This is a genomic window from Bradyrhizobium guangdongense (assembly GCF_004114975.1).
GTDB lineage: Bacteria > Pseudomonadota > Alphaproteobacteria > Rhizobiales > Xanthobacteraceae > Bradyrhizobium > Bradyrhizobium guangdongense.
This window is the reverse complement of record NZ_CP030051.1, coordinates 6,209,050-6,231,382: the sequence shown is the minus strand read 5'-3', so window position 1 is coordinate 6,231,382 and position 22,333 is coordinate 6,209,050. Positions and strand designations below refer to the sequence as shown.

Sequence of the window (22,333 nt, the reverse complement as noted above, 5' to 3'; positions counted from 1 at the left end):
GAATTGCGTTCGCCCGCGGGACGAACCATCGTTCGTCAGGTTGACTACTGAACGATCGTTCGTTAGTCAAGGCGGCATGGCTGTCCACACCACAAGCGCTCCGGAAGCGGCCGCGCCCACGACCCGCGAGCGCATCCTCGACGAAGCGCTCGATCTGTTTGCGCAGAGCGGTTATGGCGGCGCCTCGATGCGCGAGCTGGCGCGCCGCGTCGGCATCCGCGAGAGCAGCCTTTACAATCACTTCTCCGGCAAGGCGGCGATCCTGGAGGCGATCGTCAGCGAACACGGTCCTGCAAGCTCGGCGAGCCGGCTGGAGGAGCCGCGCTACAAGCAGCTGGCGCGCCAGCCCGCCGCGTTCTGCCGGCAGTTCGCGCTCGATCTCGTCGAGCAATGGTCCGATCCGCGCGAGCACCAGTTCCAGAAGGTCATCACCGCCGAGCGTAACCGCGTGCCCGGCATTCGCGCCAAGTTCGCCGACCAGTTTTACGCACGCGAGCAGCGTCTGATGACGGACTATTTTCGCGGCTTTGCGCTCGCCGGCCTCGTCGCGACGCCTGATGCGCGCGAGACCGCGCGGCTGTTCGCGGCCGGCCTCATCTATATCAGGCTCGAACATTACGTGATGGGCGCGGCACCTTCGCCGCGAGCGAAGGTGATCGAGGCGATCGACCGTTATCTCGCCTTCTTCCTGTCGCTGATTGCGGCGGACAAGGACAACAACAAGAAGCGAAAACCCAAGGGAGAGAACCGTGGCAAGGCTGCCCCTGATTGATCCGGAGACGACGAGCGGCGATATCCGCGCCTCGTTCGACCGCATGCCGGTCAAGCTGAACATCTTCCGCATGATGGCGCATGCCGAGGCCAACATGATTCCGGCGATGCGGCTCGGCAATTCGATCCTGCACAAGCAAAAGCTCAGCGCGGTGAACCGCGAGCTCTTGATCTTGCAGGCCGCGCAGTTGGAGGGCGGCGCCTATGAATGGCGCCAGCACGTGCCGATCGCGCTCGGGGTCGGCTGCACCCAAGCTCAGGTCGATGCGGTGGAGCACGCCGACTACGATGCCGCCGCGTTCAGCGAAGCCGAACGCGCGCTGCTGAAGTTCGGCCGCGAGGTGGTCGAGAACGTTCGCGTTTCCGAGGCAACCTTCACCGCTGCCCGGAAACATTTCAGCGACCAGGAGATCGTCGAATCCATCGTCGCACTCGGCTTCTACATGATGATGGCCCGCGTCACCGAAGCCACCGAGACCGATCTCGATCCGGCGGCCGGCATGAAGGTCTATGAGGGCGGCAAGAAGTAGGTAGCCGAGATGGCCGACACCGAGAGCAAGCCGGAACGCTACGTCCGCCCGCCCAGCACGGAGTCGTTGGGCGAAGCGCCGGGCAGAGACCGTCTGAAAGGCCGCCGCATCCTGATCGTCGGTGGCGGCCAGCGCGTGTTCGACGCGGCGACCGATCCGATCGGCAACGGCCGTGCCATGAGCATCCTTTGTGCGCGCGAAGGCGCGAAGGTTGTGGTGGCCGATCTCAATCGCACATCCGCCGAGCAGACGGTGAAGCGCATCACCGACGAAGGCGGCGAGGGCTTTGCGATCGCGGCCGATGTCACGTCGGAGGCGGATGTCCAGCGCATGATCGGGGAGGCCCACCGCGCCATGGGCGGCGTCGACGGCATGGTGCTGAACGTCGGCACCTTCGGCAAGACCGGGCTCGACAATGTCAGTCCCGACGAGTGGAACAGTATCTACGACGTCAATGTCCGCGGCCCGATGCTGTGTTGCCGCGCGGCCATGCCGCAGTTCGACAATGGCGGCGCCATCGTCTTCATCTCCTCGATCGCCGCGCTCAAGGCCGGTTCGCAGATGGCGGTGTACGATTCCTCGAAAGCCGCGCTTGGCGGCCTGATGCGCAACATCGCCCATCTCGGAGCGCGTCGCGGGATCCGCGCCAATCTCGTCTATCCCGGCCTGGTCGACACGCCGAACGGCCGCGAGGCCGGCGCCGGCCGTCCCAACCGCGGCAGGGGCCACATCCCGTTCGGCCGCCAGGCGACCGCATGGGAGATCGCCTACGCCGTGCTGTTCTTCCTGTCGGATGAAAGCGTCTACGTCACCGCGCAGACCCTTGCGGTGGATAGCGGGCTGAGCGGAATGTAGCGCCGCGCCTGTCGATGCACGCCGACCTCAAATTCACATTGCGCCCGCAATGATGTGCTAACATAGTCCCCGGACATGAAAGCCACGCTTCTGAAATCCGAAGACTATACCCGCTCGCCCTGGAAGAACGGCGGCGGCGTCTTTACCGATATCGCGGACGAGCATCGTCCCGGTGTGACGACCAGGGATTGGGACAGCCTGCTGTGGCGCTTCGCGTCCACGCCGATTGTGGCGCCGGGACCGTTCTCTCACATGCCCGGCATTGATCGCCTGCAGATGGTGACAGGCGGGCGCGGGCTGGTACTGAGGGCGCCCGGGCAGGAGTTCGACGAGCGCGAGCCCTTCATGACCGTCCGTTTCACCGGCGAGATGGAGATCGTGACCGAGCTCGAAGCCGGCCCGGTCGAGGTCGTCAACCTGATGGCGCGGCGCGGGGCGGCGGAGATCGAGCTCCTGGCACTCAAGGAACCCCGCGAGCGGCCATTGCTGTCAGGCACGCACCTCATCTATGCGGTTTCCGGTGATTGCTGCATTCAACTCGAGGGCAAGGAATACGTCGTTTCAAGCGGCTGCACATTGAAGATGGAGCTGTCTGCGGCCTCGAAGCTGAGCTTCGTTTCCGGCCTTGCCGTGCTGGGCTCGATCCGGCTCGTCGGCTAGGCGGCGGCCGCTGCGCACAATCCGTGCAACTGGCTAGGTTGACGCAACCCATTCGGAATACGATATCTGCGGCGATGCGGACCGCCGCCCAAGGCAAGTTAGATGGCCAGGACATGAACGCGCCCGACAACAATCCCGCTGCCACGCTTTCCGACGGCGTCATCGATTGGCTGACCAACGGCACGCGCGACCAGCGTTTCATCGACAACATCTTTGCCGAGATGTGCATCCGCCTGCAGCAGGCGGGCATTCCGCTCAAGCGCTCGACGCTTCATGTCCAGATCCAGCATCCGCAATGGCTGGGGGCCCGTATCATGTGGTCCGACGGCATGCGCGAGGCCGAGATTGGGCGGGTCGATTTCGACGTGAGGGGGCGTTCCGAATATATCGGCAGTCCCGCCAACGAGATGCAGGACGGCGCCACTGAAGTCCGCGAGAACCTCGAACGAGATCCCGCGCTCGGCCGCAAGCACGCACTCTATGACGAGATGCGGGCCAAGGGCCTGACCGACTATGTCGCCTGGCCGCTCTATCACACCCTCGGCAAGCGCCATCTCATCACCTTCGCGACGGACCGAAGCGGCGGTTTTGACGATGCGCATATCGCGGCGCTTAAGAAGGTGCTGCCGGTGCTGGCGCTGGTCAGCGAGATCCGCGTCAAGAATCGCCTGGCGCGCACGCTGCTGGAGACCTATGTCGGCTCCCATGCCGGCGAGCTGATCCTCGCCGGCGCCACCAGGCGCGGCACCGGAACCACGGTGCGCGCCGCGATCATGATCTGCGACCTCAGGGATTTCACCAAGATCTCCGATAATTGGCCGCGCGATGACGTCATCGATCTCCTCAACGATTATTTCGACGCGATGTCCGAACCGATCGCTCGGCACGGCGGCGAGATCCTGAAATTCATCGGCGACGGGCTGCTCGCCATCTTCCCGCTGAGCCAGCCCAATGCCTGTGCCAACCTCCTGCGTGCCGTCACCGAGGCCCGCGATGCCATGGTCGCGCTGAACGAGCGGAACAAGGGCACAGGCCGCGCGCCGCTGAATTATGGCATCGGCGTTCATGTCGGCGACGTCATGTACGGCAATATCGGCTCGAGCAGCCGGTTGGACTTCACCGTGATCGGCCCTGCCGTCAACATGGCCTCGCGCCTCGAGGCGCTCACCAAGCAGATCGGCAAGCCGGTGCTGCTGTCGCGCGATTTTGCCGAACTGGTGGCGCCGGAGTTCGAGCTGGAGCGCGTCGGTCAGCACGCCGTGCGCGGCTTCAGCGAACCGATCGAGCTGTTCGCATTTCAGCCGGGCGCCGGGCTCAACGACCGGGTTGCTTGATCGCGCGCTGTTGCCAAGCCGCAAACGTCCAACTACGTTTCGTTCAGGTCCGCCAAGATGGTCCAGCGATTGGCCGTAAATTCATGCCCAAATTCCTCCGCATCGGCCTGCATCAGTCGAACGTATCGGGATACACGTCGAAGGCATGGTGCGTGCGGCGGGTCGGCTCGGCGGTGTATCTGAAATGGGGCGCTGTCGAGGTCCAGGGCGCCGGCAAGAGCCGTAAGGTTTATTGGACGCGTCTGCCGCAGGAGAAAACGATCCGCTGCGGCACGGCGCAGCGCGCCCAGGACTACACCAGATCCGCGATCGCACGGCGGCGCAGCCATGATTATGAGCCGCTGACAGGCGCCATTCTGGCGCGGCGCAAATCCGCCAATGGCAGCGCCGAGCTCAAGCAGGCACTCGCCACGATCCTGATCGTCGACATCGTCGGCTCCACGGCAAAAGCGGCAAAGCTCGGCGATGCGCGCTGGACCAAGGTGATGGGCCTCTATTACGCGGCGGTCCGCAAAGAGCTGAAGTCCTCGCGCGGCAAGGAGGTCGTCACGACCGGAGATGGCGTGCTCGCGACCTTCAAGGCGCCGGCAGCCGGCATCAATTGCGCGACCGCGATCCAAAAGGCCGTGCGCACGCTCGGCCTGGACATCAGGGTCGGCCTGCACGCCGGCGAATATGCGATGAGCGGTGGCGAGATGGTCGGTCTCGCCTTCCATATCGGCACCCGCGTCGCCGCGAAGGCGCGCGCCGGCGAAGTCCTGGTCTCGAGCGCGGTCAAGGATCTGCTCGCCGCGCAATCACAGATTCGTCTGAGGGATCACGGCAGCCACCAGCTCAAGGGCGTACCGGCGCGGTGGCGGCTGTATCGGGTCGAGGACTGAAGGGGCCATGCCCCCTGCGCAACTGGTCCACTTCTGAGGCGAGGTCAGCCCTGGTCAGCGCGTTGGATGGCTGACGCGTACGCCGTTCGCTTTGTCGCGGTTGCGCCGCCCCGAAGCGAGCTCCTGGAGTTCGCGCCTGACAACATCCACGACGCCGACCCAGTCGCCTCGCTTGGGTTGCCTGAACAGCCGCATGGACTGATACCACGGACTATCGTCGCGGCGGAGCTGCCAGCGCCAGTCCGGGGTGAACGGCAACATCGTCCAGATCGGCGCGCCAAGCGCACCGGCAAGGTGCACGACGCTGGTGTCGACCGATATCACCAGGTCGAGGCAGCCGATCAGCGCGGCTGTATCGCTGAAATCCGCGAGCTGCTCCGTCAGGTCGATGATCTCAGGACGTTCGCGGAGGAAGGCCTTGTCCTGATGTCGGGCGCCTTTTTGCAAGGAGACGAACTGGACGTCGCAATCCAGCAGCGGCGCGAGTGTGCCCAATGGGACCGAGCGGTTGTGATCGTTCTTGTGATCTGGATTTCCCGACCAGACGAGACCAACGCGGAGACGATTGCGGGGACCGAGCCTCTCGTCCCAGGCCTTCACCTGCGCCGCGGTCGCCGCCGGAACATACGAGTCCGCGAAGGGGATCGTATCGAGCCGCGTTCCGAACACCAGTGGCAGGCCTCCGAGAGGGCAGTGCAGGTCGAATGCCAGCGACGTTGCAGACGGCCGAGTGACACAATGGGCGACGCCGGACACCCCGGCCAGGAGCTGCCGGATCGGCGCCTGAACCTCCAGAATGACACGTGCCCCGAGTGCGGCGGCCATGGGCGCATAGCGCGCGAACTGAATGGCATCGCCCAATCCCTCTTCGGAATGGAGCAACAGGGTCTTGCCCTCGATCGGCTGGTCGCCGCGCCAAAGGGGCTGGGCAAAGCCGCGTTCGGGCAAACCGACAGGAAGCTTCCAGCGCGCTTCGCGTCCAAGCCAGCCGCGCTCGAAGTCTCCGGTCATGAGCTGAAGCGTCGCCAGATTATAGGTCGCCGGCGCATTGCCCGCCTCGACCGTCAGCGATCTGTGAAAAGTCGCCGAAGCGTCATCCAGCAACTGCAGATTCATCAAGGCCAGCGCCTTGTTGTTGAGCACGGCAGAGAAATCCGGACGAAGTTCAAGCGACCGATCGAAGCATGCAATGGCCTGCTCGAACCGGCCAAGCCGCGAATGAAGCAGGCCGAGATTGTTGTGCGTCTCCGCCAGGCCGGAGTCCAGCGCAATGGACTTCTCGTAATCGGCCTCTGCTTCCTCGAACCGGTTCGCTTCCTGGAGGCAGGCGCCGCGCATTTGATACAGGGCTGCGGAATTCGGATCCAGCTTCTCGGCGATATCGAGACATTCCAGCGCTTCCGCATAACGGCCGAGGTTGAAGAGCAGGCAGCCGCAGCTGTTCGCAGCTTCCAGGTATTGCGGATCAAGTTGCAGCGCCCGCTGGAAATGCAGCACAGCCTCTTCCATGCGCTTGCGTTGCCAGAACAGATGGCCGAGGCAATTCGAGAGGACCGCCTCCTGTGGTTTGGCGGTCGCGGATTTGCTCTGGTGCTGCCGTGCTCCCGGTCGCCAGGCGGAAACCAGCCCTTCGAGTTCGCAGCGAACGCTGTCCACGACGCTGGCCCAGTCGCCTCGCTTGGGCTGCCTGAACAGCCTCATGGACTGATACCACGGACTGTCGTTGCGGTTGAGCAGCCAGCGCCAGTCCGGATTGAAGGGCAACAGCGTCCAGACCGGCGCGCCCAGTGCGCCCGCGAGGTGGACGACGCTGGTGTCGACAGAGATCACGAGATCAAGGCAGGACACCAGCGCGGCCGTCTCGCTGAAATCCGTGAGCTGCTCGGTCAGGTCGACGATGTCATGGCGTTCGCTGAGGAAGGCGCGGTCCTGATCGCGGACGCCCTTCTGCAGGGAGACGAACTGGACGTCGCAATCCAGCACAGGCGCAAGCATGCGCAGGAGGATCGACCGGTTGTGGTCGTTCTTGTGACCCGGATCCCCCGACCAGACCAGGCCGACACGCAAGCGCGTGTGCGGGCCGAGCCGGTCGTCCCACGCCTTCACGCGCGCCGCGGACGGCGGGGGGACATACGATTCTGCCAACGGGATCGTGTCGAGCCGCGTTTCGAATGCCAGCGGCAGGCTGCCGAGAGGGCAATGCAGGTCGAATGCCAGCGAGGGCGTCGACGACCGGTCGATGCAGGTTGCAACGCCGGGCATCCCGGCCAGCAGCGACCTGACTGCAGGCCTGACCTCCAGGACCACCCGGGCCCCCAGCGCGGCCACCATTGGCACATAGCGCGCAAACTGGATCGAGTCGCCCAGTGCCTCGTCGGCATGAAGCAATATGGTCTTGCCTTCGATAGACTGCTCCCCAAGCCAGAGCGGCTGGGAAAAGCTGCGACCGGCGAGGCCGAGAGACGACGCCTTCCACCGGACCTCGCGTCCGCGCCAACCCCGCTCGAAATCGCCAGTCAGCATCTGGAGCAGCGCCAGATTCCAGATCGTGTCCGCATTGCCGGGGTCGACGGCCAGCGATTGGTGAAAGATCGCAAAAGCCTCGTCCAGCAGGAGCTGGCTCCACAACGCCCGCGCCTTTTCGTTGAGCGCCGCGGGGAAATTCGGACGGAGCGCGAGCGCGCGATCGAAGCACGCGAAGGCCTGCTCCATCCGCTCCAATCTCGCATGAAGCGTGCCGAGATTCTTGTGCGTCTCCGACTCGCGGGGGTACAGCGCAATCGATCTCTCGAAGTCGGCCTGCGCCTCGTCGAACCGGCCCAGCCGCTGCAAGCAAAGTCCGCGCGTCTGATACAGAGGGGCGACGCCGGGATTGAGCTTGTCGAATGCGTTGAAGCATTCCAGCGCTTCCGCATACCGGCCGAGATTGAAGAGCGATTGGCCTTTTTTCGCGGCTTCCAGACTTTGCTGCACGGCGGCGAGACTTGGCGCTGCGACGTTCCGGGATGGCCTGGCCGCAGACCGGCGCTCTTGACGGTTCATAGGCTGATCAGAAACTGGAGGATATCGGGTTGCTGCCGAGCGCAATTGTGGCATCCCGGTCGACGCAGTTTCTGGTGCGAAGCTGGTGTGAGGCTGGCGCAGGTGGTGCTTTCGCACGCATCTGCGTCCGCTAGGAACCAAGGCTTGGCTTGCTGGTTCGCTCGGCACGCCTGCCGAAAGGCCGCTCCGCCGGTGGGCGAAGCGGGTCATCCTCCATGCATTACGACAAGGTTCGAGCGATGGAAAAGCCCACCCAGGAACAACTGGCCGAGCTCAGGAAATTGAGCAGGGAAGCGCGCGTGCCGGACGAGTCCGAGATCGTCACCTCCAGGGAAGAGGCCGAGCGACGGATCCGGGACCTGAAAGACAAGAGGTGGATGGAATAGGCCGGCGGCGGTGACGCCGCCCTATTTCTCGACCGCCCCGGTCCAGTCCTTGAATCCGCCGACGTTGAACACTTTCTCGTAACCCATGTCCTTGAGCAACTTGCCTGCCAGCGCCGATCTGCCGCCGGACGCGCAGTAGAGAATCACGGTCTTGCTCTTGTCGAACGCTTTGTCGTGATAGGGCGACTCCGGGTCGGCGCGAAATTCCAGCATGCCGCGCGAGACGTTCACGGCGCCGGCGATCTTGCCGCTGGCCGCGACCTCCGGTGCGTCGCGAACGTCCAAGACAAGCGTATTGCCGTTCTTGATCATCTCGGAAGCCTGTTCCGACGTGATCTTGGGAACTGCCGCATTCGCTGCTTCGAGCATTTGCTTGACGCTGGTGGCCATTGGTTCTCTCCGGTTCTTTCTGTTGCCGCCGGAGAAGATAGCATACCGCTCGCGCTTCGCCTCCTCCTATCGGAGGAGTATCGCGGCTTTGGCGCGGAGCCATGGGCGCTGGGAAGCAAGGCACGGCCTAGCGCGACGAGCGGGCCTTCAATGTTTCGAGATACGCCACGATCGCGTCGATCTGGTAATCCGCAAGTCGCGGGTTGGGCATGGCCTGGTCGGGTCCAAGCCTGCGATGGCTCGACGTCAGGAATTGCCTGATGGCATCGGGGGAGAACGAGGGACGATTGATGATCTCAAGGAAGCTCGGTGGCGAGGGGCGGTACGCCGGCGATTCCTTGGCGGCATCCTCCACGATATGGCACGTTCCGCAGAACCCATGGGCCTGCGCCCGGCCTTCCGCAATCTGATCGACGAACAATTGGTTCTCGACCGGCGGCCGAAGCGGTACCTGGATTGTGATCGCGGCGAATCCGCTGGCCCGATGGCAGCTGTTGCATTCGTCCGTCAAGGCCGAATAGGCTTTGATGAACCCGGCTACATCTTTCTGCTGTATCGCTTGTCGCACGGCTTGCAGCTGAAGCTTGGCCGGCGCGGTGCGTGCCGGATCAGGCAAGAGCTTGCTCGCCCTTTCAAGGCCGTCGTCCAATTGCAGGGTTTCGTAGTTCGCCAGGCTCCAATTGCTGAGCTTGCCCGCAAACCACAGCTTGGCATGCTGCAGCTGAAGCCGGGTCATGAGGTCGGAAAGCGCGGCGGAGCCGCCGACGGACGTGCCTTGAGCCGGCGCCTCGACGCTCGATGCGGCCACTGCCGTCAAGATCGCAGCGATGAGCAAAGCTGGCAGACGCATGGCCAATATCCCGGATTTCACGGCAGCATGACAGTCGATCGCGGCCGGGAGTTGATCTCAATCAAGACCCCGTTGGAGCCAGCAACTACCTGTAGGCTCTCTGCGGAGTGGAAGACATGCGCGCGCACCAGATAATGTCCCGGCGGGTCATAACTATTCGGCCTGAAGCCTCCATCGCTCAGGCCATCAAGATCATGCTGGCGCATCACATCAGTGGTCTGCCGGTCACGGATCCGGCGGGAAAGCTGGTCGGCATCATCTGCGAAAGCGACTTTCTCAGGCGGGCGGAGCTGGAAACGGAGCACAGCCACAACCGGCTGCTGAGCGTCCTGCTTGGCGCGGACCGGATCGCGCGCGAGTTCGTGAAGGAGCATGGGCGCAAGGTCGAGCAGGTGATGACGCGCGATCTCGCGACGGTCGGGGAGGACGCGTCCCTCGAGGAGATTGCCGATCTGATGGAGCGCCGGCATCTCAACCACGTCCCGATCATGCGCGATGAGCACATCGTCGGCATCATTACCCGCTCTGACTTCCTGTCTGCGGTTGCCGGTCCGCTGACCGGCGCTTCCGGCTATTCGGAGGACGACGACCAGATTCGCCGAACGGTTCTCGCGGCGATGGCGGGGAAGTCCTGGCAGCCCCTCGGCTTGAACGTCAGCGTCAGGAACGGCGTGGTGACGCTGCGAGGCGTCGTGAACGGCGACAATGCGCGCCAGGCGGCGATCGTGGCATGTGAGAACGCTTCAGGCGTTCGCGAAGTCGATGACCGCCTGTGCCTTCAGTCGACCCGCCCCGATCCGGAGGACGAGTATGGCGGTGGGGACTTCGTTTCGGTGCAGGCGGAGCCATCCACGCTGGATGATGAGCCGCTGTAACCTGCCTGTCCCGATACTGCGATTGATCAGGTGAGCGATCGCCTAGTCTACGGATGCGCGACGGCTGAAAGGGCGGGTCGGGCCCCGGCCTTTGTTCGAGCGGACCGGCTGCCTGGCAGGTCTGGTCATCGACGAAAAATAAAGCGCAAGCTCGAGGATGCCAAACATCGCGAGAACCATCAGCGCCTTGATTGCTTCGTTGGTCATCTGGATATCCTCCGCAAGGCCTTCTCTGCTAGCGTTGTGCGATCCTGGTCAAAACATGGGCCGGGTGAGGCTGGTGGACCGCCACCGTCGTCGGCTTCTGCACGTCCATGTCAGGATAGGTCAGGTGCAAAGCCAGCGCTGTCGTGAGGATCGCGGTGCCGGCAATCAGCCCGGCCACGACTACCTTCAGATGTGTTGCCCTGTCCGCCGTGTGCATCGAGTGATTCATTGCAGGCCCCTTGCTGGTGCGTGCTGATGAATCATTTCTAACGCATAAATTCTCTGGCCGAAATTTGGGAGCATCACCTAAGGGGATATCCGTAGCTGCACGGGAGAGACAGCAGCCGTCACGTCCTCGAATCCCGCCGGACCGTGGACACTCAATCGGTTCGGCAGCAGCCGGAGAACCAACGGGTCGGGAATGAGGAGGCCGCCGCGTCCCGCCGGCCGTTACCGGGGGGCTTGTCGGTCTCGCCCGGAGAAGGCGGCTACCAGCCCGACCAGGCCGGTGACCAGCAACATGGTCACGATGGTCTGGATCAAGCCGAAGTTCAGGGCATCACGTGCCACGAACAGCGCCGTGATCGGCGCTGCTATGGCAAAGAGAATCCGAACGATCCATCCAAGCATTGTCGCTTCGCTCCGCGGGCGTTCAGCCCGCGGCCTTCATGTCGTCGGGCGATTCCACATAGAATCCGGAATAGGTGTCGACGAGGCAGAGATGGTCGTGAACCTTCTTGACGCCGGAGGTGTTCTCGGCGGCGACGATTGCGGCTTGACGGGCCTCATCGGTGGTAATCAGGCCGTGCAGATGCACCACACCCTCGCGGACATTCACTTCGAAGCCGATCGGGCGCCAGTCGGTAGCGTTGACGGCGCGTGTGATGCGTTCGCGGATGTGCTCGTCATCGGCGGTCGGATCGGGAATTTCGTGCACCAGGCTCGCCACGGCCTGCAGCATATTCGTCCTCGTGACAATTCCGACCGGCGCCTTGCCGCGCAGGACGGGGACGCGCTTGATGTCGTTCTTCTCCATGAGGTCGACGAGTTCGGCCAGACCGGTATCTTCCTGCACCGCGACCACCTGCTTGGTCATGACGTCCTCGACCTTGCGGCCGCGCTCGTGAACGAACTCCGCAGCTGCCCGTCCCGGTCCCATGAAGAATTTCAACCATGCAGCGTGCCTGCGGCCGGTGCCGATCTCGCTGCGACGCAGGAAGTCGCTTTCCGAGACCATGCCGACGAGATTGCCCGCATCGTCGATCACCGGCAGACCGCTGATGTGCATCTGGAGCATGATCTTGGCCGCCTCCTCGATCGTGGTGTGCGGTGTTACGGAAACGACGTCTTTCGTCATGATATGATGCGCGCGCATGTTCGATCCTTGTTCGCCGGCGAATGGGTGAGGCGAGGCTGCGATGGCCGCAGCCTCGCGTCGGTGGGCCTCAGGCGGCCTTCACGTCGATGGTCTTGGCCGGCTTCTGGGCCTCTTCGGTCTTCGGCAGGACGACCTTGAGCACGCCGTTCTTGAAGGTCGCCTCGATCTTGTCGGCGTTGACGCCTTCCGGTAGCGCGAAGTAGCGCTCGAAAGAGCCGTAGCGACGCTCGGACACGTAATAGTCCTTCTTCTTCTCTTCGGTCTCTTCCTTCTTCTCGCCGCGGATGGTGAGGCCGCCGTTGACGAGCTTGACGTCGATGTTCTTCTCGTCGAGGCCGGGAAGCTCAGCCGTGATCTCGTAGGCCTTCTCGCTTTCGGCGATGTCGACGGCCGGCGCATTGAAATTCCTGGACAGGTCACGCTCGAGCCGGGCCAGCGAGCGGAACGGCCGCTTCCAGAAGCCGTTGCCGAAATCGTCGAAGATCTGGTCGATTTCGTTTCTCAGCGCCTGGAACGGCTGCCACGCCTCGCCGGTCGCGGGGGCGGCGGAGGTTTTGGTGACGGGTAATTTGGTCTCGGTTGCCATGATCATGCTCTCCTTTCGCGGTCGACCATTCCGGTCGCCGCGAAGCGTAGTCCCGGCTCCTGATGCACAGGTTGATTTCGCGCAAATTTGCACGCGGCGTCGGTGCATCAGTTGCATGGCTGCGAGTTGCCGGGATCATGGCCAAGCCGGCTTGCAGCGCGTGGATACCTGCTCAATCAAGCATCATAGGACAGCCTTGCAGACGTTTTTGGCCGCCGGCAATCAGCGGTGTCCTTCATGTGCAGCGTTCGGCCAGGAACTGACTGATGGCATTGAAAGCCTGCAGCCGGTTCTTCTCGAGCAGCACCATGTGGGTGCCTTCGCCGATTTCCACCCATCGTCGGTACGGTGCCCGTTTGAGCGAGAGGAAGAGATCCTGCGTCGAGGACGTGGTCACGTCGCGGTCCCATTCGGCGTGGACGAGCAGCACGGGGACGCGAATGTCGCTGGCGTCATAGAGCGGCTTGCCGGCGGCCCAGTAGTCGCGGATGTCCTGGATCGGACCGTTCACCGCGCGCATCACGCGGGGGCGTTCGGTGTTGCCTTGCGGATCCGTCGCGAGCGAGGCTTCCGCCCAGCGCTCGAACCAGCCCTCCGGAATGAGGCTCGCGCGCGCCGCCTCCGGCGCCGCCGCGAGCCAGCGCTCCCTGAAACCGAGCACGGGAACCTTGCGATAGGCGCCGAGCGCGCCGCCGGAATCGATCGGAGCCGGAGTGTCCAGCAGCCACAGCGGCGCGATCAACGCGAGCTTCTCGATCTTGTCGTTGTTGTCGGCGGTGTAGGCGCCGGCGACCGAGCCGCCCCAGGACATGCCGACGAGATTGAGCCGCGGGATGCCGCGACGCTCGAGGATGTACGCGACCGCACTGGCGAGGTCGCGCACCGCGACATCGGTACGAACGAGCGGCGGCGAAGCCTCCGCCGGCGCGTCCATCTCCGGTGGCCGGGTCGATCCGCCATAGCCGCGCACGTCGAGCGCGAAGACATCGTAGCCCTGCGCGGCGAGATGATCCATGAAGGAGGTGCCGCCGAGCGGCACATCGAACAGGCTCGTCGACGAATAGGTTGCGCCATGGACCATCAGGATGGTCCGCTCGGCGGAGCAAGCCTTTTGCGCGGCGGCGCGCTTGTTGCGAAGGTGAAGCGAAATGCCGGCGCTGTCGCTTGGGATCATGAAATCCTCGACGACGAGATCGGCGCTGTATTCATGTGCAGGAACGTACTGGTCCATCGTCGTTCTTCCCCGATCAAAGGAATTGCCAGGCGAAGCGCTCGCCGTTGCGCGTGATGCGCCCGGCGGAGGACTGCGCGAAATGGGTGGTGAAGACGGCAGCGCCGCGCTCGGCCGCGTCCTCCAGCGCGAATTTGCGCGAACGGAGCGCTGCTTCCGGGAATTCGCAGAAGCAGGAGTTGAGCGAGGGCTCGTAGACCTGGAGCGGATGATGCATCACGTCGCCGGCGAACAGCGCTGTCTCGCCGCGCGAGACGAGGCGGATCGAGGCGTGGTCGACGCTGTGGCCCGGCGTCGGGATGAACGAAATTCCCTCCAGGACCTCGCCGCCGTCCACGGTGATAGGCCGGGCCAGGCCGCCATCGATCACCGGCCGCACGCTGTCGTCATAGACGCGATCGGCGGGCTTGCGCAGGGCAGGGCCGAGCGCCGGATTCGTGTCCGGCTCCGCGCCCTTGGCCAGGCTCTCGCCATAGGCCTGCTCGACGCGCGAGAAGATGTAGGTCGCGTTGGGGAACGTCGGGACCCAGCGACCGTCGACAAGGCGCGTGTTCCAGCCGACGTGATCGGCATGGACATGGGTGAGCAGCACATAGTCGATGTCCTCCGGCGTGACGCCCGCAGCAGCCAGCCGCGCGAGGAAGGGTTGGTTGAGCCGGTGCAGCGGCGGAATGTCGGGTCTGTCCTTGTCGTTGCCGGTTGCGGTATCGATCAGGATGGTGTGGTGCGGCGTTCTGACCAGCCAGCTGTGGATGCTCTGGATGAATGTGCCGGTCGCAGGATCGAACGATCCGGCTTCGAGCCGCCCCCGCTGGCGTTCCAGCGCCTCCGGATCCGCGCCGGGATAGAGCGTGCCGAACTGAAAGGCCGCCAGCGCCAGTTCGTCGATCCGCGTGATAGCTGCATCACCAATGTGGTAGGTCTTCGTCTCCTGCGTCACCGAGGCCTCCTTCGCTTCGCTTGAGGCCGGACGCGGCGTAATTGCCGACGTCCCGGACCCGCCGTGGTGGCCGTGAGGTACGAGCCGGGCTGCGCCGCCGGGAGTACCGCGAGCTCGATAGGTCACATCGATGCCGGTGATGCCGCGGGCTGGCGGCCTGCCTTTTCATGCCGGCGCGAAAGCCCTAACTGTGTCTCCGCGGCTCATCCGGCCGCGCTCGTCTGCGTAAATGGAGATGTCTCGATGACGGATGTCGAACGTGGTCCGGGCCGGCCGGTCGACGATTCCGACCTCGCCGAGATCGACCTCGGCCTGCTGCTCGCTTTGGAGGCGCTGCTGCGCGAGCGCAACGTCACCCGTGCGGCGTTAAGGCTGAACATCGGGCAGCCGGCGCTGTCGGCCCGGCTGAACCGGCTGCGGCAGGTGTTCGCCGACCCGCTGTTCGTGCCCGCAGCGTCGGGGCGGGGCGTAGTGCCGACGACGCGGGCCGTAGAGCTGCAGGCGGAGCTCGCAGAGGTGCTCGGCCGGCTGCGCCGCATGGTCGAGGGACCGGCGGTATTCGACCCTGCGCGGGACCAGCGCACCTTCGTCGTTGCCATTCACGAGAATCCGGCGGTGACGCTGGCGCCCGGGTTCGTCGCCCAACTGACCGCGATGGCTCCGCGCACGCGGCTCGCGCTTGTCCACCCCACGCCCGATATCGTCGATCGCCTCGAACGCGGCGAGATCGATGTTCTGGTCACAGGGCCCGACCGGACCAGCGGCGAGCTGATGCAGCGTCCACTGTTCGAGGACAGCTTCCTGACCGCGCAGCGGAAGGGCCACCCGCGCGGAACAGGTGCTCTCGATCTCGACAAGTTTTGCGCATCCGACCATCTGCTGATCTCCGCGGATGGCGGCGGCTTCGCAGGCCTGGTCGACGACGCGCTGGCTGCGCTCGGCCGTTCCAGGCGCGTTGCCGTCTCGATCCAGACCTATGCGCTCGCCCCGGTCATCCTCGCGCACAGCGATTGCATCTGCACGCTGCCGCGGCGCTTCCTGATGCGCTTCGCCCACGAGCTCGACCTCACGCCTCCGCCGCTCGATCTGCCGCCCGCCCGCATCGTCGCGCTGTGGCACCCGCGCAACCAGGAGGATGCAGGTCACGCCTGGCTGCGCGATCGGCTCTACCAGGCGGCCGCGGCGACGTGAGATCACCGCCCCGCGAGTGCTCCCTTGCATCGCGCGGCGAACGCGATGAGGTAGCTGCCGATCTCCGCACCAAGGGCTTCGGTCGGCTCAATGTCTTGCACGCTCATGTTGAGCGCGTAAACCGGTAGACCTTCGAGGACGACCGGCGTGGCGACGGCGAGGACGCCGGGCTGCCAGGAGACCGCACAATAGCCGTCGCGCCTGACCGAGCGGATCGACTTCTGCACCTCGGCGATCAGGGTCCTGGTCGCGGCGGCATTGCGGCGTCTGAACTGTGCGAGCAGCCTCTCGCGCCTCTCGTCCGAAAGCCCCGCGAGATAGGCGCGTCCGAGCGAGGTCAGTTCCATCGGCACCTGTTGACCCGCCACGATGCTGCGCAGCGTCGGGCGCGGGCTGTAGCGGATGGATTCCAGATAGACCATCATCGCACGATCGGCCGTCGCCAGACCGACGTTGAGCCGGCGCCGCGTGGATTCGGCGCGCATCAGCGGACCCAGCACCTTGAGCACCGGCGATCCCATCCGAACGGCGTGGCCGAGGCTGAGGACGGCGGCGGCCAATCGATAAGTCCGCTCGGTCCGGACTTCGTCGAGCACGCCGAACGCGACCAGCGTCTTGGTCAGGCGGCTGACCGTGGAGCGAGGCAGACCGGTCCGCTCGGCGATCTCGCCATTCCCGAGCGTATCGACGCCGGGCCGGAACGCGCGCAGGATTTCGATGCCGCGCTCCAGCGATCGGTTTCCATTTGCGCCGCCGGCATATTGCCGCGTCAGAGCCATCCGCCTCTCCTCGAGCAAATTCCACTTAATGGAAACGTAGGCTGCACCTTTCTATGACAGTTCGCTATAGACGCAAGCCATAAAACCAAGCGCAAAGCATCTCGGGAGCACGAAACGCTGTCTCATAGTCCTGCTGGATAATTTCCGGCCCGGCTCGTCGATTTGGACGCGACGGAGTCCGGCTTGAAATCGATACATCGTTGATCTCCCGGCGCAAGCGCGCCGCAAGACCCGGGTCGGCACCGCCGGCGCGGCCGGAATGATGCGTCCTCTACGATGAATGCACCAACAACGATCGAAGGCCTGCACATGACCTATCAACTCATCGAATTCTCGGTCGACGCCGGCGTTGCGACGATCGCGTTGAACAGGCCCGATCGCCGCAACGCCATGAGCGACGACATGCGCACCGAGTTCGTGGATGCGCTCCAGGCGGTCACGAGCGACAACGCGATCCGGGCGCTGGTCTTGACAGGGCGGGGCTCGGCGTTTTGTGCAGGCGGTGACATCAGCGGCATGAAGCGGCGCCTGGAAGCTCCGCAGGGCGAAGTCGCGTTCAATGGCTGGAGCCGGCAGCAGGGCGTGCATCGGGTGCAATCCATGCTGCTCAACCTGCCGAAGCCGACCATCGCCGCTGTCAACGGCGCGGCGGCCGGTCTCGGCGCCGATACCGCGCTCGCATGCGATTTCCTGATCGGCTCGGAGCGTTCGAAATTCACCTGGTCCTACATCAAACGTGGACTGATCCCCGACGGCGGCGGATCCTATTTTCTGCCGCGCCGGGTCGGGCTCCCCAGGGCCAAGGAGCTGATTTTCACCGGGCGGATGGTGGAGGCGGAAGAGGCTCTCGCGCTCGGCATTCTCGATCGCAAGGTCGCTTCCGGCGAGCTGCTATCGGCAGCACAGGCATGGGCGGTCGAGCTCGCACAGGGATCGCCCACCGCGCTGGCGCTGAGCAAGAAGATCCTGAACCAGACCTTCGAGCGTTCGGCGCACGAGATCTTCGATCTCGGCAGCCAGGCCCAGGCCATCTGCTACACCAGCGCCGAGCATCGTGAAGCGGTGATGGCGTTCCTTGCAAAATCGGTCCTTGAAGGAGTGACGCCATGAACGCCGTCGCACGTCTCATTCGGCCGCGGAGCGTGGCCGTCATCGGCGCCTCGGCCGATCCGAACAAGACCTCGGGGCGGCCGGTGTCGTTCCTGCAGAAGCACGGCTTTGCGGGCGCCATCTACCCCGTCAACCCGAAGGTGGAACGCATCGGGGAGCTGACCTGCTACCGCGATATCGAGGCACTCCCCTGTGTACCCGACGTCGGGATTGTCCTGTTGGCCGCTGAGCGCGCGCATCTCGCCGTACGGGAGCTCGCCAGGAAAGGCGCCGCTGCGGCGATCGTCCTTGCCGCCGGCTATACCGAGACCGGCGAGGAGGGGGCGCTGCGGCAGAAAGTGCTTCTGGAAGCCGCCGGCTCGATGCGCATCCTTGGCCCCAACACGATTGGTCTCGTCAACCTGACCGACAACATCGTGCTGTCTGCCTCGGGCGCGCTGGCGATGGATCATTTCCCTGCTGGTTCCATCGGGCTGGTATCGCAAAGCGGCGGCATTCTCGGTGCCCTGCTGTCTCGCGCGGCGGCGCGCGGCATCGGTTTGTCGAAGCTGGTCTCCACCAGCAACGAAGCCGATCTCGATCTTTCGGACTTCATCGAGTTTCTGGCCGCGGACGAAGCCACCAAAGTGATCGCGCTGTATGTCGAGGCAATCAGGCACCCGGGCCGTTTCCGCGAGGCGGTACGAAAGGCGCGCGAAACCGGCAAACCGGTGGTGGCTTTCAAGATCGGCCGCTCCGAGGCCGGCGCCAAGGCGGCGGTGTCGCACACCGGCGCGCTCGCCGGCTCTGATCGGATGTACGATGCGCTGTTCAGGCAGGTGGGCGTGATCCGCGCGAAGACGTTCGAGGAGCTGCTCGATATTCCGGCGGCGCTCGCTGCCGGGCGGAAGCTCGGCGGCAGGCGCGTGGCGATCCTCACGTCCACTGGCGGCGCCGGAACCATCGTCTCGGACAGTCTTGGTGTCGCCGGTTTCGAGACGCCCGCGCCCGACGCGAAGACCGCCGCGCGGCTCGCCGCTCTGCAATCGGGCTCCCACGCCAATTTCGACCGCAATCCGGTCGACCTGACCCTGGCCGGCTTGCATCCGGATATCCTGCGGGGTGCGATCCGCGCCTTGCTCGCGAGCCCGTCCTATGATGCGCTCGTCGTGATCGCGGGATCGTCGGCGGTCGGATCTCCAGCGTTGCTGGCAGACGCCGTCCATGACTGTCTGCACGAATCCGACAAGCCTGTCATCGCCTATGTCAGCCCGCACGCGCCTGATGTCGGCGCGGTCCTCACCGCACGCGGCGTGCCGGCTTACACATCGGCCGAAAGCTGCGCCTCCGCATTCTCCGGCTTGCTGCAGGCCAGCCGGTCCGCGCGGGGCGAAGTGGCTTCGTTGCTAGAGCGGCAGGTTGACATCGCCGACCTGCCGGAAGGCTCGCTCGACGAGGCCGAGGCCAAGGCGTTGTTCGCGCGCTTCGGCATCCCGGGGGTGAGCGAGCGGATTGTCCAGACGCCGAACGAGGCGGCATCGGCGGCGGCCGAGCTCGGCGGAAAAGTCGTCCTGAAGATCCTGTCCGGAGAGATCACGCACAAGAGCGAGGTCGGCGGCGTCGCCGTCAATCTGACGCCCGATACGATCGGCGAGCGATTGATCGCCATGGCAAACGACGTGGAGAAGGCGACCGGCCAGCGCCCGCAACGCTTCCTGGTTCAGGAGATGGTCGCGGGCGGCACTGAATTGATTCTCGGCATGCACCGCGATGCGCTCGGCACGGCGGTCCTGCTTGGCATGGGCGGCGTCACCGCGGAGCTCTTCAAGGACACGACCATGCGCCTGCTGCCGCCGATGGGCGGCCTCAGCCGCGAGGAGGCGCTCGCGATGCTGCATGACCTGATCACCTGGCCGCTGCTCGACGGATTTCGCGGACGGCCGAAGCTGGACGTCGAGGCATTGGAGTCTGCCATCGTGGCGTTTTCGCTGATGACGGCGCAGCTCGGCGAGCGCCTGATCGAGGCCGAGATCAACCCGGTCTTCGTCCTGCCGGCGGGCCAGGGTGTGCGCGCCGCCGATGGCGTCGTGATGCTGGGCGCGGCAGGTCGAACCTGACGCCACCGGCACCTCGCCGAACAAAAAAAGGATGGAGGAAACGCATGTCGACGCTGGTTCATGCTGCGTCCGAAACGACCGGACCGGGCACGAGGAAATTCCTGACGGTGCTGATCGGCCTCGCAATCACGATGGCGATCATCATGGCGCCGTCTCCGGCCGGTCTCTCACCGGCGGGCCAGCGCGTCATCGCCGTAATGGCTTTCGTCGTGCTGATGTGGATCACTGAGGCGATTCCGTACGGCGTCAGCGCGGTCGCGCTCGTCTTCCTGCTGATCCTTGCGCTCGGCTTTTCGCCCCCGGCAGGCGGCACCGGCGCCATGCTCGGAACGGCAAAGGCCATTCCGCTCGCACTCAGCGGCTTCTCGAACAGCGGCTGGCTGTTCGTCGCGGCGGGTCTGGCCATGGCGGCGGCGATCACCAGCACGGGGCTCGAGAAAAGGGTGGCCTATCTGATCCTCAAGCTGGTCGGCGCGAACACCCATGCGATCATGTTTGGGATCATCCTGACCGCCTTTGCGCTCACCTTCTTCATTCCCTCGGTGATCGCCCGCGCGGCGACGCTCGTTCCGATCGTGATCGGCTTGACCGAGGCCTTCGGTCTTCCCCGCAACAGCCAGATCGGCAGGGCCATGCTCCTGCTTGCCGGCATCCTGCCGTCGGTGACCGGTGTCGGCGTGCTCACCGGGGCCGCACCCAACCCGGTGATGGTCAACTTCCTGACCGGGGCCGGTCAGCCTCAGGTCGGCTATCTCGACTGGCTGATCGACCTCTTTCCCTACACGGTGGTGTTTTCGATCGGGCTGTACTTCCTGGCGACGCGGCTCTTCAAGTTTGAGTTTGCCGAATTGCCGGGAGGCCCTGACTACATCGCCGCGCGCATCGCCGAGATCGGGCCGATGTCGACGGCGGAGAAGCGGGCGTCGTTCATCATGGCGCTGACGATCCTGCTCTGGGCGACCGACAAGATCCACCATGTCGAGGCATCCGCCATTTCGGTGCTTTGCGTGCTCCTGCTCGTCTTGCCGGGTGTCGGCGTCATCACCTGCAACGAGCTCTACAAGCGAATTGACTGGAACTCGATCCTGCTGTTCGGCGCGGGTATTTCGATGGCGGAGATGCTGACCAGGACCGGCGGTGCGGCGTGGCTGTCCAAGGTGGCGTTCGTCGAATCCGGGATGGGAGGCCTGTCGGTCACGGCACTGGCGATCATGATCTTCGTCGTCGTGTTCTTCGTCCGCTTCTGCTTCACCAGCATCACCTCATGCCTCACCGCGATCACACCGGCGATCATCGGCTTCCTGGTCTCGCTGCATAATCCGGACCTGCCGATCGTCGGCATCGTGCTCGCTGTGGCGCTCATCGCCCAATGTCTTTCGATCATCCCGGTGACCTCGGCTCCTGCCATGATCGCCTACGGCGCCGGCGGCTTCACGACGCGCGACATGATGCGGCTCGGTCTGCCGCTCGCCGTCATCATGTACGGCCTCATCATGCTGTTCATGTTCACTTACTGGCCGTTCGTCGGGTTGTGGAAGTGATTGCGCTGCGGCCTTGCCGGGGTCATTTCAGCGAGCGGATGTAGTCGGCCAGGTCGGAAATTTCGGCCCTGTTGAGCGAGACCTGCGGCATGTTCGGGTGCGACTTGAGCAGCAGGAACGCAAGCTTGTTCTGATCGAAATCAGGCGATCTTGCCAGGTAGGAGAATGGCGGAGCCTGGTCTGTCGCGTTCGTTTGGCCTTTCTCGACGATGTGGCAGCTCGCGCACCAGCGCGTCGCGATGTCCTTGCCATGAAGTGCATCGGCTGCGGCCGCCGGTTTGGGAGGCGCGAACACGACCACGGCAAGGATCAAGAGACTCAGCGCTTTCGACATGCCAGACCTCCGGGCTTGGGGGAGAGAAATGGGGCCGGGCCGCTCGGGACTTCGACCCATGGTGAGACCTTCCGCTCGAGATCAGGATGGAAAATCGGCCGGGTCCACTTTGATGTGATCGGCATGCAGAGACCACTCCTCCGTGCCGTGCATTCGACAGAAGCGATCCTTGGCCTTTTGCTCGGCTTCTTCCGCATTGCGAGCGTCCAGCTCGACGGCAGTCTGACAGACTTCCGAGCTCTGCCCTCTTTCGCCGAGCACCTCCTTCATGAAGCGAACGATGAAGCGGGTCATGGTGGCTACTGTTCCTTCACGTGACGTTCTGCGTCTCTGGCAAAGGCGTCCCCGGAATCCGGCCAAGCCCTT

The 22,333-nt window shown here is 64.4% G+C and carries 25 protein-coding genes; 12 read left to right on the top strand and 13 right to left on the bottom strand.

Translation table 11 applies throughout. The features are described 5' to 3' along the window. Positions 1-76: 76 nt before the first annotated feature. The 6 genes from X265_RS29720 to X265_RS29695 all read left to right on the top strand — a co-directional run bounded on the left by X265_RS29720 (position 77) and on the right by X265_RS29695 (position 5,031). The gene (locus X265_RS29720) at positions 77-772 is read left to right on the top strand and encodes a TetR/AcrR family transcriptional regulator (protein ID WP_128968061.1); all 696 of its coding nucleotides are present in this window, start codon (positions 77-79) and stop codon (positions 770-772) included. Further along, complete coding sequence (locus X265_RS29715) at positions 750-1,301, top strand: carboxymuconolactone decarboxylase family protein (protein WP_128968060.1); 552 nt, start codon at positions 750-752, stop codon at positions 1,299-1,301. The genes X265_RS29720 and X265_RS29715 overlap by 23 nt, the downstream gene beginning before the upstream one ends. 9 nt (positions 1,302-1,310) lie before the next feature. After that, entirely contained in the window at positions 1,311-2,156 is an 846-nt protein-coding gene (locus X265_RS29710) for an SDR family NAD(P)-dependent oxidoreductase (protein ID WP_128968059.1), read from the top strand. Positions 2,157-2,231: 75 nt separating this feature from the next. After that, positions 2,232-2,816, top strand: coding sequence for a HutD/Ves family protein (locus X265_RS29705; RefSeq protein WP_128968058.1), 585 nt, complete (start codon positions 2,232-2,234; stop codon positions 2,814-2,816). A 113-nt stretch (positions 2,817-2,929) separates the two neighbouring features. Then, positions 2,930-4,150, top strand: a complete 1,221-nt coding sequence (locus X265_RS29700) for an adenylate/guanylate cyclase domain-containing protein (RefSeq protein WP_164938852.1) — start codon at positions 2,930-2,932, stop codon at positions 4,148-4,150. 83 nt (positions 4,151-4,233) lie between these two features. After that, positions 4,234-5,031, top strand: a complete 798-nt coding sequence (locus X265_RS29695; RefSeq protein WP_128968056.1) for an adenylate/guanylate cyclase domain-containing protein — start codon at positions 4,234-4,236, stop codon at positions 5,029-5,031. Between the two features lie 54 nt (positions 5,032-5,085). On the opposite strand, the gene X265_RS29690 is transcribed toward X265_RS29695, so the two are convergent. Continuing rightward, the gene (locus tag X265_RS29690; protein ID WP_164938851.1) at positions 5,086-8,004 is read right to left on the bottom strand and encodes a tetratricopeptide repeat protein; all 2,919 of its coding nucleotides are present in this window, start codon (positions 8,002-8,004) and stop codon (positions 5,086-5,088) included. A 284-nt stretch (positions 8,005-8,288) separates the two neighbouring features. Between X265_RS29690 and X265_RS40770 the strand changes: the two genes are divergently transcribed. Then, positions 8,289-8,459 (top strand): hypothetical protein, encoded by a 171-nt coding sequence (locus tag X265_RS40770; RefSeq protein ID WP_164938850.1) that lies wholly within the window; start codon positions 8,289-8,291, stop codon positions 8,457-8,459. A 21-nt stretch (positions 8,460-8,480) separates the two neighbouring features. On the opposite strand, the gene X265_RS29685 is transcribed toward X265_RS40770, so the two are convergent. Beyond that, positions 8,481-8,849 (bottom strand): rhodanese-like domain-containing protein, encoded by a 369-nt coding sequence (locus tag X265_RS29685; protein ID WP_128968054.1) that lies wholly within the window; start codon positions 8,847-8,849, stop codon positions 8,481-8,483. 127 nt (positions 8,850-8,976) lie between these two features. Further along, the gene (locus tag X265_RS29680) at positions 8,977-9,699 is read right to left on the bottom strand and encodes a c-type cytochrome (protein WP_128968053.1); all 723 of its coding nucleotides are present in this window, start codon (positions 9,697-9,699) and stop codon (positions 8,977-8,979) included. A 116-nt stretch (positions 9,700-9,815) separates the two neighbouring features. Here X265_RS29680 and X265_RS29675 point away from each other — a divergent pair, with 116 nt between their 5' ends. Next, positions 9,816-10,574 carry a CBS domain-containing protein gene (locus X265_RS29675; protein WP_128968052.1) on the top strand — a complete coding sequence of 253 codons (759 nt, stop codon included), beginning with the start codon at positions 9,816-9,818 and terminating at the stop codon, positions 10,572-10,574. Between the two features lie 42 nt (positions 10,575-10,616). On the opposite strand, the gene X265_RS40765 is transcribed toward X265_RS29675, so the two are convergent. The 7 genes from X265_RS40765 to X265_RS29645 form a co-directional block, all read right to left on the bottom strand. Beyond that, on the bottom strand, positions 10,617-10,781 hold the full coding sequence (locus X265_RS40765) for a hypothetical protein (RefSeq protein ID WP_164938849.1): 165 nt from the start codon (positions 10,779-10,781) through the stop codon (positions 10,617-10,619). A gap of 28 nt (positions 10,782-10,809) precedes the next feature. Continuing rightward, positions 10,810-11,010, bottom strand: coding sequence for a hypothetical protein (locus tag X265_RS29670; protein WP_128968051.1), 201 nt, complete (start codon positions 11,008-11,010; stop codon positions 10,810-10,812). A gap of 221 nt (positions 11,011-11,231) precedes the next feature. Further along, on the bottom strand, positions 11,232-11,411 hold the full coding sequence (locus X265_RS29665) for a hypothetical protein (protein ID WP_128968050.1): 180 nt from the start codon (positions 11,409-11,411) through the stop codon (positions 11,232-11,234). A 22-nt stretch (positions 11,412-11,433) separates the two neighbouring features. Further along, a complete protein-coding gene (locus tag X265_RS29660) occupies positions 11,434-12,156 on the bottom strand; it encodes a CBS domain-containing protein (RefSeq protein ID WP_128968049.1) in 723 nt (240 codons plus the stop codon). Positions 12,157-12,226: 70 nt separating this feature from the next. After that, on the bottom strand, positions 12,227-12,745 hold the full coding sequence (locus X265_RS29655; protein WP_128968048.1) for an Hsp20/alpha crystallin family protein: 519 nt from the start codon (positions 12,743-12,745) through the stop codon (positions 12,227-12,229). A 235-nt stretch (positions 12,746-12,980) separates the two neighbouring features. Then, positions 12,981-13,976, bottom strand: a complete 996-nt coding sequence (locus X265_RS29650; RefSeq protein ID WP_128968047.1) for an alpha/beta hydrolase — start codon at positions 13,974-13,976, stop codon at positions 12,981-12,983. Between the two features lie 16 nt (positions 13,977-13,992). After that, on the bottom strand, positions 13,993-14,916 hold the full coding sequence (locus tag X265_RS29645; RefSeq protein WP_128968046.1) for an MBL fold metallo-hydrolase: 924 nt from the start codon (positions 14,914-14,916) through the stop codon (positions 13,993-13,995). Between the two features lie 243 nt (positions 14,917-15,159). On the opposite strand from X265_RS29645, the gene X265_RS29640 reads away from it, so the two are divergent. Then, entirely contained in the window at positions 15,160-16,107 is a 948-nt protein-coding gene (locus X265_RS29640; protein WP_128968045.1) for a LysR family transcriptional regulator, read from the top strand. A 2-nt stretch (positions 16,108-16,109) separates the two neighbouring features. On the opposite strand, the gene X265_RS29635 is transcribed toward X265_RS29640, so the two are convergent. Continuing rightward, a complete protein-coding gene (locus tag X265_RS29635) occupies positions 16,110-16,886 on the bottom strand; it encodes an IclR family transcriptional regulator (protein WP_128968044.1) in 777 nt (258 codons plus the stop codon). 309 nt (positions 16,887-17,195) lie between these two features. Between X265_RS29635 and X265_RS29630 the strand changes: the two genes are divergently transcribed. The 3 genes from X265_RS29630 to X265_RS29620 are packed head-to-tail and all read left to right on the top strand — an operon-like array spanning position 17,196 to position 21,633. Then, on the top strand, positions 17,196-17,996 hold the full coding sequence (locus X265_RS29630) for an enoyl-CoA hydratase/isomerase family protein (RefSeq protein WP_128969461.1): 801 nt from the start codon (positions 17,196-17,198) through the stop codon (positions 17,994-17,996). Continuing rightward, positions 17,993-20,092 (top strand): acetate--CoA ligase family protein, encoded by a 2,100-nt coding sequence (locus tag X265_RS29625; RefSeq protein ID WP_128968043.1) that lies wholly within the window; start codon positions 17,993-17,995, stop codon positions 20,090-20,092. The genes X265_RS29630 and X265_RS29625 overlap by 4 nt, the downstream gene beginning before the upstream one ends. 44 nt (positions 20,093-20,136) lie before the next feature. After that, complete coding sequence (locus X265_RS29620) at positions 20,137-21,633, top strand: SLC13 family permease (protein ID WP_128968042.1); 1,497 nt, start codon at positions 20,137-20,139, stop codon at positions 21,631-21,633. A gap of 22 nt (positions 21,634-21,655) precedes the next feature. Here the strand turns inward: X265_RS29620 and X265_RS29615 are convergent, their stop codons facing one another. Both X265_RS29615 and X265_RS29610 read right to left on the bottom strand, forming a co-directional pair. Further along, positions 21,656-21,967, bottom strand: a complete 312-nt coding sequence (locus X265_RS29615) for a c-type cytochrome (RefSeq protein WP_128968041.1) — start codon at positions 21,965-21,967, stop codon at positions 21,656-21,658. Positions 21,968-22,048: 81 nt separating this feature from the next. Continuing rightward, positions 22,049-22,261, bottom strand: coding sequence for a hypothetical protein (locus X265_RS29610; RefSeq protein WP_128968040.1), 213 nt, complete (start codon positions 22,259-22,261; stop codon positions 22,049-22,051). Positions 22,262-22,333: the final 72 nt, after the last annotated feature.